Origin of the sequence: Echinicola rosea (assembly GCF_005281475.1) — a bacterium.
GTDB lineage: Bacteria > Bacteroidota > Bacteroidia > Cytophagales > Cyclobacteriaceae > Echinicola > Echinicola rosea.
Genome location: NZ_CP040106.1, coordinates 1,261,114 through 1,277,737, shown reverse-complemented (window position 1 = coordinate 1,277,737; position 16,624 = coordinate 1,261,114). Strand labels below are relative to the sequence as shown.

Below are 16,624 nucleotides of genomic sequence, written 5' to 3'. Positions count from 1 at the left end.
ACTACAAAAAGTAGTAAATCTGCAAGATCGCTAGTGAATTACTGACAAATATCCGAACATTAAATTTGTTTTTTCAGTGTAATTTCCTTTTCCAGCTCCACCATTATACCGTTGATATTTCTCCTAATGGTAAGTAATATTTTCCTCCCAGGCTCTGAACGTAATAAATCATTGATTTCCGACAGGTCCCAATATTCAACAGGGAGTAAATTTATGGTTAGCACTTCATCTCCCGCTTTGAAATTTTGGCGGCTAGCAGGAGAATCCTCTTGAACACTGCTGATATAATAGCGTCTCTCCTCAGCGCTAGTAAGTCGTATTTTCAACCCACTCATGTCGTATTCAAATGGTTTATGAAAGTCTCCTGACTTTTTGTAAAGCATCCTTTCTCTAGGATAATCTATGATCATGGTCATCCTGGACAATATATCGGATCCTAGGCTGCCAAGCCTTCCTGATTCGATAATGATGGACGAAAACTCCGTTTCATCTGGATAGGATGTAATGACCTTTCTAAAGTTCAAATTGCCCAGGCTGTATTTTTTTACCCTTCCAGCATACCCATATAAGTCCCCACCCAACGAACGGCCAAGATCCGTTTCGATATTTTCTGGAGGCAGAACGATCTCATCAGAGGTTTCTCGGTTAAGCATCAATCCGTGGTTGGCTCCGGTGTCGATCAGTAATTTACCATGAATCACCTCGCCACCGATCTGATCTATGGTGCTTTTTACATAGGGTTTATAATTATCAAAATCCAATCCTATTTTCCTATAGCCAAATGGACGCCATTTTAGTCGATCTTGTCGGTAAAAAGTGATCATGTCGGTATCGTAGTTGATTTTGACTGGATTATACTTAAAAAATTCATATCCGACGATGCCATGGATGGGCACGCCAATTACCCGCTCCAATTCCAAAAAATCTTCTTCCAATACCAGTATTGCCTGCACCTTTCCTTCCACGGGACCTACATCAAAATAATTATTTGGAGATACCAGTGCCGTAAGTACGGACTGGCCATCCGCACCCATCAGATTTAGTGTACGTGTATAGTATAGCCCTATCTCGTCACCAATGGATTTACTGAACAGAATGTTTGACTTCACTCCTGTATCCAACAAAAAATTTAGCTCTGGCCCACCATTGATAGAAAGTGGGACGATAATTAGGTTATTGTAGTTTAGAAAAGGAATATTGACCCGCTTCTGGTCTTCTTTAAAATAAAAGCCAGGCACTTGTGCCCATAGTGGTGAGCTAATAAAAAAATTGGCTGCAGTAAAAAGAATAAATAGTCTTGTCAGGGTCATACCTAACCAATTTAGCACTATAGCTTTAAAATAAAAACAAGGTTAAGCTTTCACCATAGGATTTTGCATTGATTTAGGATATTGGCTTGCTAAAACGCCAATGAAATATGCCAAAATTTCCCCAATACTAATTTAGATTGAAAGCAAATTAGCAATAATAAACCTCTGTATATGCCCTCCGTTTGACATAATCCAAAAAATGCACCATCTTTATTTTTTAGTAAATAAAAAACTATGGCAGAAAAGTCAATTGTAGATAAAGCAAAGAAAATTTTTGAGAATTTCTTGTTGAGACAGGGAAGTAGAAAGACACCTGAACGGTTTTCGGTGATCGATGAACTCTACGCCTTGCCCCAAGATGAGCATATCGATGTAGAGGGACTTTTTTTACTGATGAGAAACAAAGGTTATTCTATCAGTCGTGCCACGATCTACAATACCTTGGACCTGCTGGTGGAATGCGGCCTCGCTGTCAAGCACCAATTTAAGGACAAAGTGGCCTTATACGAACAGGCACTCACCTACAAGCACCACGACCACCATGTCTGTAACCAGTGCCGCAAAATCCGTGAATTTTCCGACGAACGGATAAACCTGATCAAGGAAGCCATGGGCGAAGAGTTTTCCTCAGCCATCACCAGCCATTCCTTGGTACTCTATGGTGACTGTCAAATCCCAAATTGTAAAAACCTGAAACTGATTTAGCAGCATTGACGAGTATATTCCCAGTCAATTCATGCGTAGGATGAGGTATGCTACTACAGGACTTACACATGGCTATACATCATGTATCGCCCTTCTAGGGCTAGGTCTCTCGGGTACTTTACGGCCCAAGCGGCAAAGTGCTGTGCTAAGTTTTGCTTCATCTGGAGCTTTACTTAAATATTTTATTCTGATTTTGGAAAAATCTTTCGTGATTTGTAAAGGTCAAAAGGACATATTTGGCAACAAAAAATCGCCCTATACTGTCAGAAAAAAGCTCCAAAAATTAAGGCCAAAATTTATCCACAATTATCCACACTTATCCACATACTCATATAAAGCAGCTATAACCTACTGAATACCAGTAATATAAATCGGTATTGGATAATTCTAATTTGTGGATAAAACGCTGTAAATGAATTTTATACCTTTTTACCCAATGTGGGCAACCGTGGATAAGATACGAAACAGAATATAATTTTATCTTACTCCCGCTGTTGTCTTATCAGCCGTGTCCGGTAGGCATTGAAGATACGTGATTTACTGATAAATCCTAGATAGATACCATTATCCACCACGGGCAAATTCCAAGCGCCAGAGCGCTCAAATTTATCCATCACCTCCCGCATACTTTCAGAAGGCTGGATTGTATCAGGTGGGCTGTGCATCAATTTGCTGATCTGTACTTCGTTTTGCTTCTCCCGATCAAACATAATATCCCGGATGTCATCCAGGGTAATGATACCGTTCAAATTTCCTTTTTCATCGACAACGGGGAAGATATTACGATTGGAAAGCTTGACCAAGCCACAGAGATCCTTGAGTACCGCATCCGGGTGAATCGGCAGCAAATCCTTTTCCATGATCCGACGAATATCGATCAGGCCAAGTACTTCTTCATCTTTGGTTTCAGGGATATGCTTTCCTTGTTCCAATAACTGATTCTTGTACAAGGAGTTTTTATCAAAGTAATTCGTAGTGGCCAAAGAAATGGCCGAAACGAGCATAAGAGGCACAAACAGCTCATAACCCCCAGTCACTTCTGCGATCAGGAATATCGCAGAGAGTGGCGCATGCTGTACACCACTCATCACTCCACACATGGCTACCAAGGTAAAATGGGCCACCGGAATAGGAATATAGATCCCAAAGAAGTTATTGGCAAAAGCAAAAAGGAACCCAGTAATCCCTCCTACATACAAAGACGGTGCGAAAATCCCTCCACTACCACCACTGCCGATCGTCAATGCCGCAGCGATGGGTTTCGCAAAGATGATCATCAGGAGATAGAATAATATAAAGTAGGTATTGTTGATCTCGGAGAAGAATGGACTCCTGTTTAGCAATACCGCCGGATCTCCCAAGATAAGCGAGTTTAGCGTATTATAACCTTCGCCGTAAATCGGAGGAAAAAAGAAGATAATAAGTCCGAGTACTGCGCCCCCGATCAAAATCTTCAGCCAGGGATTGGACTGTTTCTCCAGTAGATTTTCTGTCCTCAACACGGCTTTGATAAAATAGACTGATACCAAACCGGTCAATACCCCCAGCACCAAGTAATATGGAGTATGTGCCGCTATAAATTCTCCGGATAGGTTAAATGAGAAAATAGGATCATTTCCGATAAGCACCATGGTGGTCAGCGACCCCAATACAGAAGCGATCAACAAGGGAATAAAGGCTCCCGTATTTACTTCCATCAGGATAACTTCTATCGCAAAAATCACCCCTCCAATGGGCGAACCAAAGATGGCCGATATCCCTCCTGCCGCACCACACCCAATCAGGATATTCCGCTTTTTGGCGTTAAGGTGCATCAATAAGCCGGAATTGGAGCCAATGGCTGATCCCGTCACCACAATCGGTGCCTCCAACCCGACCGATCCTCCCAGCCCCACTGTGAGGCAAGAAGTGAACACACGGCTGTACATCTTTACCCTGGGAATCAGGCTTTTCTTTTTGGAAATATTATAAAGTATCTCTGGAATACCATGGCCGCCGTAGTCATTGACAATGTATTTGCCCACCACGTATGTAAGAAAAATACCAATCAGGGGATAAAGGATAAAAAAGAAGTTGGCATATTCAATCTGGAAACCCTCAATCAACCAATGCTGGATGGAATGCACCGAAACTTTAAGCATCACAGAGGCTAATCCCGTAAGAATACCGATGACTCCACTAAGAATCAGCATAAAATTCTTAGTGCTAATATGCTTGAGCCGCCAGATTAAAAACCGGGTTATGATATCTTTTGCCAAAACGGAACGAAGTTGATAATCAATTTATTCAGATTCATTTTAGGTTATTTGGCTAGTTTCTGATAATCAAAGCCAAAAGTAAAAATTTATTGGATTCCATCTTAAAATAATGCTATAAATCTGAGACTTTATTGTTTCTTGGCTTCATTCCAGTAAACATCCATCTCGTTCAAGGTCATATCGGCCAGGCTCTTTCCCGCTTTTTTTGCTGATTTCTCCAAATATTGAAACCGGTGAATGAACTTCCTATTGGTTTTTTCCAATGCCTCTTCAGGATTGATATCCACAAACCTTGCGTAATTGATCAGCGAAAACAATAAATCACCGAATTCCCCAGTAGCCTTTTCCTTGTCTATTTTATCGGGCGCAGCTGCATCAAACTCTTCCTTGAACTCCTGCATTTCTTCTTCCACTTTTTCCCAGACCTGAGACTTTTCTTCCCAGTCAAAGCCCACACCTCTCGCCTTTTCCTGAATTCGCATGGCCTTGATCAAAGCCGGCAATGACCGCGGCACGCCACCAAGAACACTCTTGTTGCCCTTTTCCTTGAGCTTGATCTTTTCCCAGTTTTGTTTGACGGCCTCGTCATCGTCCGCCTCAGTATCGCCATAGATATGTGGATGACGACGAATCAGCTTATCGCATAGGCTATCGATTACCGAAGCGATGTCAAAGGCCTGTTTTTCAGCTCCGATTTTGGCATAAAAGACAATATGAAGCAAAATATCCCCGAGTTCTTTTTTTATTTCTTCCAAATCATCATCGAGAATGGCATCTGACAGCTCGAAAGTCTCCTCAATGGTCAGGTGACGCAGGCTTTCAATCGTTTGCTTGCGGTCCCAGGGGCACTTTTCCCTCAGCTCATCCATGATGGTCAACAGCCTGTCAAATGCTTCTAGTTGTTGGGGGCGGGACGAGGATTTGCTCATAAGGATTTGGGAAACTATTTGGATTGTGTGGACGTTTTCAAAGTATTACGTAAATTTGAGCAAATTAATTGGATATGGCAACTCTATATTTGACTTTGGGATTTCTTGCACTGTTTTTCATTCTAATGTCCGTAAGGTTGATTTTCATCAAAAACGGCCAGTTTAAGGGAACGTGTGCGTCTCAAAACCCATACCTTAACAAAGAGGGTGGTACATGCAGCTATTGTGGAAAGTCAATGGATGAAGGTGAAGCATGTGGCAATCCCGATTCAGAAGTCACCAAAGTAATGGAAAGATTTAAATAATCACCAAGAGTTCCTGCCTGCAGTGCCAGGTGGGATTTTTTCTTTTAGTTTAAACCAAACGCTATCAAAGTGGCATTAATCAAGTCTATTTCCGGTATTCGTGGTACTATCGGAGGAAAATCGGGAGAAGGACTGACTCCTGTTGACATCGTAAAATTCACCTCCGCTTATGGTGCGTGGATCCTAGAAAAAACCAACAACCCTCGAATCGTCATCGGCAGAGATGCGAGAATTTCTGGCGACATGGTTTCCAGATTGGTCACTGCTACGCTTCAGGGACTGGGCATTCACGTCATTGACTTGGGGCTTAGCACAACTCCTACGGTAGAATTTGCCGTGCCGTTGGAAAAAGCCGGAGGAGGAATCATCCTTACCGCCAGCCATAACCCCATCCAATGGAACGCCCTGAAACTGCTCAATGACAAAGGAGAGTTTATCTCTGACCAAGATGGAAAAGAAGTCCTCGAAAAGGCAGAGAAGGAAGATTTTGAATTTGCTGGTGTGAAAGAAATTGGCGCCTATACCTTGGTCGAAGACTACATCGACCGGCATATCGACCATGTGCTGAGCCTCGACTTAGTGGACAAGGAGGCTATCGCTGCCCGTAACTTCAGCGTAGTCATTGACTGCGTCAACTCCACCGGAGGCATCGCCCTGCCAAAACTCCTAAAAGCCCTTGGCGTGGAGCATGTGGAACAAATGTATTGTGAACCAGACGGACACTTTCCCCACAATCCTGAACCATTGCCTGAAAACCTCAGAGACATTTCCAGTAAATTGGAAAATGGAAAATTTGATTTGGGGATCGTAGTGGATCCAGACGTGGACAGGCTGGCCTTCCTGACAGAAGACGGTTCGGCATTTGGCGAAGAATATACCTTAGTGGCCATAGCTGATTATGTGCTGTCCCAAACTGCTGGAAACACCGTGTCAAACCTCAGCTCCACCAGAGCACTAAGAGATGTGACCGAAAAGCATCATGGCACCTATACTGCCGCAGCAGTGGGTGAAGTCAATGTGGTCAATAAAATGAAAGAAACCAATGCCATCATCGGTGGTGAGGGCAATGGCGGCGTCATCTATCCGGCATCCCATTATGGTCGTGACGCCTTGGTGGGAATAGGGCTCTTCCTGACACATCTGGCAAAATTCGGAAAGACGGCCAATAGGCTTCGCGCAAGCTATCCAAACTATTATATTTCAAAAAATAAAATCGAGCTGACTCCAGAAATCGACGTGGATGCTATCTTGGACGAAATCAGCAGAAAGTACAGCAAACAGCCCATCAATGACATTGATGGTATCAAAATAGAGTTTGAAAAAGAATGGGTTCACCTACGGAAATCAAACACGGAGCCGATCATCAGGATCTACTCAGAATCCGAAACCAAGGCAACTGCCGAGCACTTGGCCAATAAACTCATTCTGGACATAAAAGAGGTCATCTCTGCAAGCAAATAATCAGCTTTTGAGCTGGTATTTTACCTGTAAATCATCCATTTTCTGTGGAGAAAGGTGTATCCTGACGGAAAATGGATGGTTTATCTTATCATAGCAGATAGCCACAGGCTATCAATAATCGTCGTACCCAAGTATTTAGAGATAATGAACATTTATTTAGATAATGCAGCCACTACCGCACTGGATGAAAAAGTGCTGGAAGCCATGCTGCCTTACATGAAGGGGCATTATGGCAATCCCTCCTCTGTGCACTCGCACGGAAGAGAAGTACGAACAGCGATCGAGCGTTCAAGGAAAAAGGTAGCCGAAATCCTGAATGCCACTCCGGGTGAAATATTCTTCACCTCTGGTGGCACCGAAGCCGACAATACTGCTTTGGTGTGTGCCATCGAAACCTATGGGATTAAGGATGTGCTAACTTCTCCAATCGAGCACCATGCCGTGCTCCATACCCTGGAGGAATGTGAAAAGCGCGGCCTTGTCACACTGCACTTTGCCCAAATCGACATAAATGGTCAGATCGACATGGACCATCTCAATGAGTGGATAAAAACGCACCCCCATTCGCTCGTTTCTATTATGCACGCCAATAATGAAATCGGTAATATTAACGATATCAAAGCCATTGGCCAGCAATGCAAAGAGCATGAGGTGTTTTTTCACTCCGACACCGTTCAGACCATGGGCCATTACGTGCATAACCTGAAAGAGCTTCCCATTGATGCAGTGGTAGCGGGTGGACACAAATTCCACGGACCAAAAGGCTCTGGTTTTCTGTACCTGAACAAGAAAAATAAAATCAGGCCGTTTATTTATGGAGGAGCACAGGAAAGAAGTATGCGGGGTGGAACCGAAAATGTCTATGGCATCGTCGGAATTGCCAAAGCACTGGAACTGGCCTATACGGACATGGAAAGTCACAAGCGACATGTACAGCAGCTTAAGAAGCGTTTTATCGATCAACTAACAGAAGGAATTCCCGGGGTGGAATTTAACGGGCTCTCTGCTGATCTCAATCGCAGCCTGTACACTGTACTCAATGTCAGCCTCCCTCCGTCAGAAGAAAACAGCGGCATGCTGCTCTTTAACCTGGACTTAAATGGAATATCTTCTTCGGGTGGCTCTGCCTGTAGCAGCGGTGCCACAGTCGGTTCCCACGTCTTGCGCGCGCTCAATGCTCAGCCTGAAAGGGACTCCGTCAGGTTTTCATTTAGCCGCTTCAATACACAGGAAGAAATCGACTATACCGTAGAAAAATTAAAGGAACTCTATGGCGTAATGGCCTAGGAAGTAAAGAGTGGAACAGTAAATATAGCCGGCCATTTTGGTCGGCTTTTTTTGGCTCAAGCCGAAAAGCTGGGGCTTGCCTATTTCGATGGGAAAATATACTCTTTGCCACCTTTGATTTCTACTCGGCCACGGATGAACGTAGATTAACACAGGTATAAAGGAGCCAAAAAATTAGCCTAAAATTAAATGATGCCGATTTCATTGCCGTTTAGTTAAGGGGATTTCCTTCTTTTCATATACCTAAAAGTCCTTTTTTTGATTGACTTTGGCTGGGGAAACCTGATCATCCTGGTGGATTTTATCCTTTTCCTTTTTTCCATTGATGAAAAAAGAAAGAAAAAAATCTAGGCCGGTGGTATGCCCTTTAAAATGGAACATGGATTTACCCTGCGACGTGGATCCGTCACCCATTTTAATTTCCACCCGATGGCTACGACCTAAAAGCGAGTGGGTCTCGCTGTTCCACGACGCGAGCCAACTCACTTTCTTAACGGCCTCCACCATCGGCTGGAAAACAGGCATACCAAGGGCCGTAACAAGGAAGCGATACCTTTTTTGGCTCAGGGGGGCTTATCGTTCCGGCTCAACTTGGTTACTCAAGAAAATATACCACTACATGGAATAATGATGATAATTTATCCATAAGAAACTTATTAATCGGATCCAACTTGCAGCTATTGGGCGTTAAGAAATTAAATAGCGGGTGGGCAAAAAAGCAGGCTTGTTTGACGAAATACTAGCCAAAAAGAATGTTGGCTGCTAGAAAAGGAGGAGTTTGCCTGCATGAGGGGAGGTTTTAATTTTAGGCCAATAGATGCACACCTGTGCGCCGTGGCGTAGCGGCGGGGTTTTTTGGTCACTTTTTTGCTGCAGGTCAAAAAAGTGACAAAGGTAAAGAGATGAAAACCACCTAGGGTTTAGCTAGAAAAATAACTGCCCAAGGAAAAAATATAGAACCCATATTTTCCAGATACACACTAACTAAACGGCATTGATGCCGATTTACCCATACAAGAGAAATCAACAAATTTTGTGGCATTATAAAGAAAATATATCGAAATTATTTAGCTAAATTCTACAATTATTTATCTATAATCCCATAAATCACCCTTGATATGAATGCTTACGACATTATTATTCGCCAAGCTGAAATGAATGATATAGTCAAGGTTCAACAGCTGTACGTGGAAACGATCCAAAGCTCCTGTAAAAATGATTATTCTGAAGAGGAGATTGCTGCATGGATATCATCGGTGATCAATGAGGAACGATGGAGGCTGGCCTTGAAAGAGGAATTTTTTTTAGTCGCAGAATACGTATCAAAGATCGTTGGCTTTGGTGCGCTGAAGGATGATAATTATATTGATTTCATGTATGTCCAGCATGACTACCAACGGATAGGCCTAGCGGAACGATTACTTAAAGCACTGGAAAATAAAGCAAAGGAAAACAATGCAGGACTTATTATTGCCGATGCCAGTAAGACCGCCGTTCCATTTTTTGAGAAAATGGGTTTTCACCAAGTCCAGGAAAACACCAAAGTGGTCAATGGGTTAGCGCTCATTAATTATCGCGTGGAAAAAGTCATCGAGGAATAGCAAGCTTATTTGCTCAAGGCATTCACAAGCAACAAAGGCCCATGGATGAAATAAGGCAGCTTTTCGAAGCACAGGTATCGCTGACAGATGAGGATTGGTCTCTCTTTTCGCAAAAGCTAACACCGCGACATTTCCCTGCCAAGAGCCCCGTGATTTCAGCTGGGGCAAGAGAAGATTACTTGTCGTTTATCCAAAAGGGCATGGTGAGATATTATATTCCCGGAGAAGATGAACTGACCTTTGGATTTTCCTTTGCAGGTGAATTCATGAGTGCTTATGATGCTTTCTTGACACGGGTAGCGAGCCGATATACCATTGAGGCACTGAGCGAAACGACCCTCTGGAGCATTAGTCATGCCGATTTGCAGGAAGTTTACGAGGGGTCAGCTATGGGCGATAGAATAGGAAGACATGCTGCGGAAGGCCTCTTCCTAAAGAAAGCAAAGAGGGAATTGGCCCTTCTGAATGAATCAGCGGAAGAGCGCTACCTCAATCTTTTTTCAGATCGACCGGAGCTTATCCACAAAATACCACTAAAGTACATTGCCAGTTATATTGGTATTACCCCTCAAGCCCTAAGTCGTATCCGCAAGCGGATTTCTTTATGACTTCTATTTATTCACGGGCACATTTTCCATAAGATAATTGGTCAATAGCGTGTAAAGGTGGCGCCTGGTATTCATTCCCTCATAAATCCCATGCGAACGGTTTGGGTAGGCCATCATGTCAAACTGCTTGTTTTGCCGGATCAGTTCATTGACCAGTAGTTCTTGGCTTTGGTAGTGGACATTGTCATCATTGGTGCCGTGAACCAAGAGCAGGTTACCCTCCAGCCCACCAGCATGTGAAATCGGCGAGCCTTGGATAAAATCCTCCACATTTTCCTGTGGAAGCCCCATGTAACGCTCTTGGTAGATATTATCGTAGATCAGCTGTAAGGAAACACCGGCCACCGCCATGCCAGTATGGTAAATATCAGGATACCTAAAAAGCAGGTTTTGGGTCATGGAACCTCCACCGCTCCAGCCCCAAACCGCCACCCGGTCTGGATCTACAAATGAAAATTTACGAAAAACTTCCTTGGCTGCCATTGCTTGGTCTTGGGCGTTTATCCGTCCAATCTGCCGATAGATACTTTTCCGCCACTCGCTACCTTTTAGGCACGGTGTACCGCGGTTGTCCATATCGATAATAACGTATCCCTTCTGGGCCAACATGATATTCCATAGTCCGATGAAATTATCCGTTGCCACTGCTCCCCAAGGCTCCCCATAAACATGAAAAAGCACAGGATACTGCTTTTGTGTGTCAAAATCCACCGGTTTGATCATGCGTCCATCGATCGTGACACCTTCTTCGGTAGTAACCTGGAAAAACTCCACCTCGGGAAGCGCAAGGGCATTCAGCTGTTGTTTGTAGGTTTTATTGTCCACCATTGAGCGGATGACTTTATGGTCTGGCAGACTGACCAAGGTGTAAGTGGTAGGTGCCAAGGCCTCATCGTGTTGCTGAATAGCAAATTTACCATTCGGTGCGCAGTTGTAGATATTGATGCCAGTCTCCATTTGGGGGGTGACCTGCCGCACCTTCCCCTTCATATTGGCCTGGTACAGGTAGCGCTGCGCTGTGTTTGCCGGAGAGGCATGGAAATAGATGGTCTTGTCCGTTACTCCTGCGAGAGAGGCTACATCAAATTCGGTAGGCGTAAGTAGTGTTTTTTCTCCAGTCGCAATGTCGATCTTGTAGGCATGACGCCATCCATCATTTTCAGTCAATCGCAAAAAGGCAGTGTTATCATCCACTAACTTCAAATCATTTTCTTCCCAGCCTCCAGCAGAAACATCGGGATAATAAATGTCCACCCATGTCTCCTCTGTTTCTACATAGAGCTCCTGCAATTCCGCAGTACTAAGGTTGTATTTCCAGACCGTAAGCTTATTTTGGAGGCGATTTAGCTGCTGGATGAGCAGGGTTTGGTCATCTACCCATTGCATCCCAGGCAAGTAATTTTGGTTGGCCACGCCGGGGACAGGCACCCAATGAACCTCTTCCCCTTTCAGATCGACCACGCCCACTTTTACGATGGAAGGATCTTGGCCTACTTTCGGGTATTGGAGCGGAATAGGTTTCGAGTAAATGGAATCAATATTATCAATCATATAAAACGTTCCAACACCGGAAATGTCAAAATTCCAAAAAGCCAAATGCTGGCTGGAAGGACTCCATCGAAAACCATCTCTTGCACCGAACTCCTCCTCATATGCCCAATCGAAAGTACCATTTATAATGGACTCATTTTGGCGGTCAGTGAGTTGCGTCACCCCTCCAGTGGCAATATCCTCCACGTATAAATTAAAATCCTGGACATAGGCTACTTGAGATTGATCAGCTGAGAATTTGGCAAACATCAGGGAAGATGAAGGAAACGCGCTGCCCAGCTGCCTTAGCTTTTCTGTCTCGAGATCCAATACCCAATAATCCCCTTTGGTATTTGCACGCCAGACACGAGAGCTATTGGTAAATATCAGCACCTTGGTCCTATCAGGTGAGAAGGAGAAATTTTCAACGCCAATGGAGGCTGTCGCTCCGCTGGGCACCAGTTGGCTGCCCGATACCAAAAGGTTTTTTTCACCAGTAGCGGTTTGGTATTGGATGATTTGAGGCATGCCTTCCGCAGTGTATTCGACCACAGCGTAGGCATCTCCATTCGCTATCCATTGGTAGGCGCTCATGCTTTCCTGTTGGAATTCCCCAGAATAGATCCTGTTGATATCAAGCTGGGATTGCTGGGCATGGCCAAAATGGCCAAGGAGCAAAAGTACTCCGCAACATGCAATATGGGTTAACTTCTTCATCGTGTTCACTTCATTATGATTGGGTACAGCTTCATTTTCTTTGAAAAGGCATGAAGATCAATCTAAAAATAAGCATAATCAGGTAATTTCCCTTTTATGATTGACATCGGAAGGCTATTTGTTAAGCATGTATCATCAATGGTCAATATGGTGATAATGCTAGGTTGGTGTTTGGCATGAATATAAGTCAGGTACTTTACCAGCATACCTCGTACCTAAATAGGGTCATTCCCCATCTCAATACCTCATTTTCACTTTGACACCCCCATAGTAGTTTCGGTCCATTGCAGGTTGGTAGTAGCGTCCGCCAAAAGCATTGAGGTCATTTCCAAGGCTATATGATTCGTTCAGCAAGTTATCCACTCCACCAAACAACTCCAGTTGCCACGCAGTGCCGAAGTTTTTGCGCCATCCCAGGCGTACATTCATCAACTGATAGGGATCCTGCATCACGGTATTGTCATCGGTAAGTGGGATTTCATCCACCCACTGATAGGTGAGGTTCAGGTAAATGCCCGTCCGGGAAATAAGGTCCAGTTTATTGACCAAGTTGTTTTGCGGCACCCCTGTAAGGGCATTTCCCGAAAAATCCTCTCCGTCATTCACATAATCCTTAAAGCGAAAGTGATGATAAGAATACGCATGGCCCACTTTGAGTTCCTGAATCAGTCCGACAGGATTACTGACCAAAAAATAATCCAGTTGCGCTTCAATGCCTTTCTGGTCAGTAGCACCCGCATTACGGAAAAGGACCACCCCTTGCTCATTGGTATAGGTGGTGATCGTTTCGTCCAACTTAAAGAAAAAAGCGCTGGCATCCAGCTGCACCTTTCCTCCCAAATATTCCCCACGATAGCCGATTTCGTAATTGACTCCCCTTTCAGCCTTTAAGCCCAGGTTGATGCTGCCTTCATTGGTCCGCACTTCGTCGATGGTCGGTGGAGAAAATCCTGAGCTGAGGCTACCATAAACAGCAGAATACTCCGTCAATTGCCCGGAAAGGCCGATTCTGGGCACGACCACTGGGTCAAATGTACGTGTAGCGGCATACGGATCGCCGGCACTGGCATCCACAGTCCTATTGATATCATACTGTGAAAAATTCTCACTTACGCCTAAGGTCATCAGCAAAGTAGGCGTCCAATTGACCTCTATTTGCTGAAACAGGAATCCTTGTGTCGTGATCAGATCATCCGCAAAGCGTATGGTATCTGCCTGGCCATTGCGATTGCCAAAATTCTGCGCACTGGTATTGGCAAATTGGTATTCTCCACCAAAGAGTAGCCGCACCGGAAATGCCCCCCACTGATCGTTCAATGTAAACTTGGTCCTCGCTCCATATCCATACTGCGTTTCCTTTTTGTAGTCAAGGTTAAATGGGTTTTCGAAATCCGTGGTTTGAATATATACCGTGGTGTGATTGCTCCAGTGGTCATTAAATTCATAATCATGAACGAAGGTCCCATAGAGGGATTTTTGCTTAATGGACGCATTTTGCTCAGCAGAACCCGGTCGGGCTTGTCGGGGATTTTCAGCCACTTGCTCCGCAGTCAAGCCGCCGGGAATTTCATAAAACAAGTCCGAGTAAAGCAGCTTAGTGGTAATTTGCTGCCGGTCAGATGGCTCAAAACTCCCCTGCAACTGAAACACTTGCCTGTCCAATGCGCTGTGATCACGGTAACCATCAGATTGCTGCTTTACATAGCTGGCCGAAAAACTACCGTTCTCCAGTGTCTGGTCCACTCCTACGCGGTATTTAAGGAGGCCGTAGCTTCCACCCATCACAGAGGCTTCCGCCTTGTTTTGGGTGACCTTACCGGGGGTAAAGGAAATCACCCCGCCATTTCCGGCACCATAGATACTTCCTGCGGGACCTTTGATCACCTCTGCTCCTTGGATATTGGTAAGGTCCAGTAGGTTGAGGGCGGTAGTACCGTCTGGAGCCGTAAACGGAATGCCGTCCCAGTAAATTTTTACGTTCCGTACACCAAAAGGAGCGCGGAGCGAACTTCCCCGGATGGATACCCGATAACTCCCCGGTGCCCGCTCTTCTAGCCGAATCCCCGGTTTGGTGTTAAACGCATTGACAATGGAGGTTTCATTGAAGCGGTTGAGGTCTGCTTCATCCACCTTGCTGACCGCAGCAGCTTGCTCCATGAGTCCCCGTTCCGATTCGAAAGAGGTAATGGTCACCTCGGAAAGACTATTGGTCTTTTTTACCATCTCTATGGTTACGGCACGATCAGGAGCAAGGACTGCCCGTTTGGTTTCATAAGCAATATGCGAAAACAGCGCATCAGTTTTTGCAGACAATTCCAAGGATAGTTGCCCCCTTTCATCGGAAAGATGGCGTCCACTATTATCCACTTGGGCAATCACCGAAGGAATGGGATCACCGCTTTCGGCATCGATAAGCAAAATGGATGTCTGTGCGACAACGGTAAATGGAAAAAAACTGACCAATAGCAGGCAGCAAGTGGAAATTATACGTCTCATAAAAGTAAATTTAACCAGATAATCAGGAATAGAAGAAGCATCAAAATGGAAATTTTGTTCGGAATCGTACCCTGATTTATGTGGTAAATTACATAAGCGGTCGAGAACCGATAAAATCCGTCCCCAAGCTAAAGGACGTGATCAATTTTTTGTAAATTGTAAATAGAGATATAAACCCAAAAAACTATGGCATTTTATCATCGTCTTGGTGAAATTCCCCCAAAAAGGCATACCCAATTTCGTCAGCCTGACGGCAGCCTATACAAAGAAGAACTCGTAAGCTCCAAAGGCTTTTCGGGCATATATTCTACCATGTACCATATCCACAACCCTAACCGTGTAGCCTCAATAGGTAAGCCGAAAATCTACTCTTGGGAAATCGCCGATGACTATGGCTTGACACAAACCCACCTCAATACCTCAAATGTGGAATTCACCGGTCGGGATTACTTGACTGCCCGCAAGATGCTGCTCAAAAATCCGGATGTGATGATGGGGCTCTGTATTCCCCAAACCACAAAAATGGACGATTATTTCAAAAATGCCGATGGGGATGAAGTGGTTTTTGTCCATGAAGGTACAGGAACGCTCTTGTCACAATTTGGGCGTTTAAAGGTAACAGCCGGTGATTATGTGGTGATTCCCAGAACGACCATTTACCGATTTGATTGGCAACAAGGAAAAGTGAAACTGCTGGTCATTGAAGCCGCCAGCCCAATAGAGACTGTCCGTAGGTACCGCAATGAAGTTGGTCAATTATTGGAACACTCCCCGTATTGTGAGCGAGACATCAAGGTGCCGGATAAGCTTGTCCTTGAACAGGAAAAGGAGCATTATACCGTACACATCAAAAAGCAGGGACGCTTATATCCCTATCATTATGAACATAGTCCGCTAGATGTCGTAGGCTGGGACGGATACCTCTACCCCTATGCCCTGAGTATCCATGATTTTGAACCTATTACAGGTCGCATTCACCAGCCACCACCCGTGCATCAAACGTTTCAGTCTGCCGGTTTTGTGATTTGTTCATTTGTCCCCAGGCTGTTTGATTACCATCCACTGTCCATTCCCGCCCCCTACAATCACTCCAACATCGACTCGGATGAAGTGCTTTATTATGTGGATGGGGAGTTTATGAGCAGAAAAGGCATTCAAAGAGGTTCTTTTACACTCCACATGGGCGGGCTTCCCCACGGCCCACATCCGGGCATGGTCGAAAAAAGCATCGGCGCTACCAAAACGGAAGAAACCGCTGTGATGCTCGATACCTTCAGCCCCCTTCAGCTGACCCAAGATGCCCTCCAGTTTGTGGATAAAGAGTACCCGATGAGTTGGACAGAATAAACGGACTATTTTGAATATGCGATAAAAAGGTTACGACACGTGGTGAAGCACAGCCCAGCATCCAAATTTT

The 16,624-nt window shown here is 44.6% G+C and carries 13 protein-coding genes; 7 read left to right on the top strand and 6 right to left on the bottom strand.

Features of this window, described 5'->3' with window-relative positions:
- Positions 1-59: 59 nt before the first annotated feature.
- Complete coding sequence (locus tag FDP09_RS05395) at positions 60-1,310, bottom strand: aspartyl protease family protein (protein WP_137401676.1); 1,251 nt, start codon at positions 1,308-1,310, stop codon at positions 60-62.
- A gap of 234 nt (positions 1,311-1,544) precedes the next feature.
- Between FDP09_RS05395 and FDP09_RS05390 the strand changes: the two genes are divergently transcribed.
- Positions 1,545-2,015, top strand: a complete 471-nt coding sequence (locus FDP09_RS05390; protein WP_137401675.1) for a Fur family transcriptional regulator — start codon at positions 1,545-1,547, stop codon at positions 2,013-2,015.
- 482 nt (positions 2,016-2,497) lie between these two features.
- On the opposite strand, the gene FDP09_RS05385 is transcribed toward FDP09_RS05390, so the two are convergent.
- Positions 2,498-4,273 (bottom strand): chloride channel protein, encoded by a 1,776-nt coding sequence (locus tag FDP09_RS05385; protein ID WP_137401674.1) that lies wholly within the window; start codon positions 4,271-4,273, stop codon positions 2,498-2,500.
- Between the two features lie 128 nt (positions 4,274-4,401).
- Positions 4,402-5,202 carry a nucleoside triphosphate pyrophosphohydrolase gene (mazG, locus tag FDP09_RS05380; RefSeq protein WP_137401673.1) on the bottom strand — a complete coding sequence of 267 codons (801 nt, stop codon included), beginning with the start codon at positions 5,200-5,202 and terminating at the stop codon, positions 4,402-4,404.
- Between the two features lie 74 nt (positions 5,203-5,276).
- Here mazG and FDP09_RS05375 point away from each other — a divergent pair, with 74 nt between their 5' ends.
- The 3 genes from FDP09_RS05375 to FDP09_RS05365 all read left to right on the top strand — a co-directional run bounded on the left by FDP09_RS05375 (position 5,277) and on the right by FDP09_RS05365 (position 8,255).
- Positions 5,277-5,507: a hypothetical protein gene (locus FDP09_RS05375; protein WP_137401672.1), complete on the top strand. Its 231-nt coding sequence runs from the start codon at positions 5,277-5,279 to the stop codon at positions 5,505-5,507.
- 69 nt (positions 5,508-5,576) lie between these two features.
- Positions 5,577-6,968: a phosphoglucosamine mutase gene (gene glmM, locus FDP09_RS05370; RefSeq protein WP_137401671.1), complete on the top strand. Its 1,392-nt coding sequence runs from the start codon at positions 5,577-5,579 to the stop codon at positions 6,966-6,968.
- Positions 6,969-7,112: 144 nt separating this feature from the next.
- Entirely contained in the window at positions 7,113-8,255 is a 1,143-nt protein-coding gene (locus FDP09_RS05365) for a cysteine desulfurase family protein (protein ID WP_137401670.1), read from the top strand.
- Between the two features lie 243 nt (positions 8,256-8,498).
- Here FDP09_RS05365 and FDP09_RS05360 read toward each other — a convergent pair whose 3' ends face one another.
- A complete protein-coding gene (locus FDP09_RS05360) occupies positions 8,499-8,780 on the bottom strand; it encodes a hypothetical protein (RefSeq protein WP_137401669.1) in 282 nt (93 codons plus the stop codon).
- Between the two features lie 593 nt (positions 8,781-9,373).
- Here FDP09_RS05360 and FDP09_RS05355 point away from each other — a divergent pair.
- Together FDP09_RS05355 and FDP09_RS05350 are read left to right on the top strand one after the other, a co-directional pair.
- Positions 9,374-9,856 (top strand): GNAT family N-acetyltransferase, encoded by a 483-nt coding sequence (locus FDP09_RS05355; RefSeq protein WP_137401668.1) that lies wholly within the window; start codon positions 9,374-9,376, stop codon positions 9,854-9,856.
- A 41-nt stretch (positions 9,857-9,897) separates the two neighbouring features.
- Entirely contained in the window at positions 9,898-10,464 is a 567-nt protein-coding gene (locus FDP09_RS05350) for a Crp/Fnr family transcriptional regulator (RefSeq protein ID WP_137401667.1), read from the top strand.
- 3 nt (positions 10,465-10,467) lie between these two features.
- Here FDP09_RS05350 and FDP09_RS05345 read toward each other — a convergent pair whose 3' ends face one another.
- Together FDP09_RS05345 and FDP09_RS05340 are read right to left on the bottom strand one after the other, a co-directional pair.
- Entirely contained in the window at positions 10,468-12,711 is a 2,244-nt protein-coding gene (locus tag FDP09_RS05345; RefSeq protein ID WP_137401666.1) for a S9 family peptidase, read from the bottom strand.
- A gap of 237 nt (positions 12,712-12,948) precedes the next feature.
- Positions 12,949-15,207 carry a TonB-dependent receptor family protein gene (locus FDP09_RS05340; protein ID WP_137401665.1) on the bottom strand — a complete coding sequence of 753 codons (2,259 nt, stop codon included), beginning with the start codon at positions 15,205-15,207 and terminating at the stop codon, positions 12,949-12,951.
- 186 nt (positions 15,208-15,393) lie between these two features.
- Between FDP09_RS05340 and FDP09_RS05335 the strand changes: the two genes are divergently transcribed.
- On the top strand, positions 15,394-16,554 hold the full coding sequence (locus tag FDP09_RS05335) for a homogentisate 1,2-dioxygenase (protein WP_137401664.1): 1,161 nt from the start codon (positions 15,394-15,396) through the stop codon (positions 16,552-16,554).
- Positions 16,555-16,624: the final 70 nt, after the last annotated feature.